This is a genomic window from Protofrankia sp. CiP1_Cm_nod2 (assembly GCF_920664355.1).
Taxonomy (GTDB): domain Bacteria; phylum Actinomycetota; class Actinomycetes; order Frankiales; family Frankiaceae; genus Protofrankia.
Genome location: NZ_CAKKTL010000156.1, coordinates 10467 through 12256, shown reverse-complemented (window position 1 = coordinate 12256; position 1790 = coordinate 10467). Strand labels below are relative to the sequence as shown.

Genomic DNA, 1790 nt, shown 5'->3' with positions numbered 1-1790 from the left:
GCCGGCTGCCGCTCCGCCGCCGGCGGCTGGCTGCCCGCCGCCGGTCCGGGCCTCCGGCGCGGTCGCCGCTGCCGCGGGGATCTCCGTGGACATGCCGGCGGACGTGGTCGCTGACGGGTCCGGCGATGAGCCGGCGCTCGTCGAGGTGGGGCGCGCGGCGGGCGACGCCGTGGCTTCGAGCCGTGCGTCACCGGCTGCCGCGCCCTGCCCGCCGGACCCGTTCGTGGTCGCGGCCAGGCCGACGACGATCGCGACAATGGTGACGACGAGCGCGACGGCTCCGATCACCAGCGGAGCCCCGCGCCGGCGTCGGGCCCGTGACGTCGTCAGCGGCGCTGCGGCTGGTTCACGCGCCACGGCTTGGGTGATGGCCGCTGCGACCTGAGGGGCGGCTGGCTCGACCTGGGCAGTGGCCGATTCGCTCTGAGGGGTGGCCGTTGCGGCCTGGGCGGGGGCCGGCTCGACTTGGACAGCAGTAGTTTCACCCTGGGCGGTGGATGTTTCGCTCTGGGCGATACCTGGTTCGGCTCGGACGGTGAGCGCTTCGCTCCGGGTCGTGGTCGCTTCGGCCAGAGCTCCGGCCAAGTCGACCGGTGACCTGACGTCACCAGGGCCGGGACGTGCGTGCGGCCCGTCGTCGTCCGTCCCGGATACGGCCGGAACCGGAGCCGGGGCCACCGGCACCGGCACCGGCACAGGTGCCGCGGGAGACGGCTGGTCGGCGTCGGACGGCTGGTCGTCCGTGCCGGTGGCCGCGGTGTGGGCGCTCAGCACGTCGGCCACCGGCGGTGGCAGCCAGCCGGGGCCGGGGCGCAGAACGGTCGTTTCCTGATCCTGGCCGGTGAGCCGAGCCAGCATGTCCGTCAGGGCCGGCCGGGCGGCGGGGTCCTTCGCCAGGCAGACGGTGACGAGTTCGCGCAGGTCGCCGTCGAGGCCGTCGAGGGTCGGCTCAGCATGGACCAGCCGGTAGACCAGCGCCGGGGTGGGGCCGGTCCCGAACGGCTCCCTGCCGGTCGCGGCGAAGGCGATGAGCGCGCCGAGGGCGAACACGTCACACGGCGGGCCGATCTCACCGCCGGTGATCTGCTCGGGTGCCATGAAACCGGGGGAGCCCAGCACGCCACCGGTCAGGGTGAGCCCGGTGGCGTCGGCCGCGCGGGAGATCCCGAAGTCGATGACCCGCGGGCCGTCGGTGGCCAGCAGCACGTTCGACGGTTTGAGGTCCCGGTGGACGAGCCCGGCCCGGTGCACGGCGGCGAGCGCCTCGGCGAGCCCGGCGGCGAGCGTGCGCACCGACTCCTGGGGGAGCGGGCCCGTCCGGCGGATGGTCTCGGCGAGGGACAGCCCGGGCACGTAGGCGGTGGCGAGCCAGGGACGGTCGGCGGCCGGGTCGGCGTCGATGACCGCGGCCGTGTACGCGCCGCTGACGGCTCGAGCGGCCCGCACCTCGCGGCCGAACCTGTCCCGGAACTGCGGGTCGTCGGCGAGCTCGGGCCGGACGACCTTCACCGCCACGGCACGGCCGGCCGGTGAGCGACCCAGGTAGACGCGGCCCATCCCGCCGGCACCCAACCGCCCTACCAGCCTGTACGGGCCGACCTGGGTGGGATCGTCCGATCTCAGTGGCTGCATGGCTGGACCCCCACCCGGACCATGATCTGGCGGATTCTCACCGTGACCGGCGGTCCACGTCGTCCACTATAGGCAGTTGTCCACGGTTTCACGGTCGGACGGACGGGCGGGTGCCCGACAGCCGGAGTGGGTTCAGGCCGGGGTCGCCCGCGGGGCCC

The 1790-nt window shown here is 74.9% G+C and carries 1 protein-coding gene; it reads right to left on the bottom strand.

Features of this window, described 5'->3' with window-relative positions:
* The coding region (locus tag NBW84_RS16645) for a serine/threonine-protein kinase (RefSeq protein ID WP_445548738.1) at positions 1–1632 on the bottom strand (1632 nt) is incomplete at its 3' end.
* Positions 1633–1790: the final 158 nt, after the last annotated feature.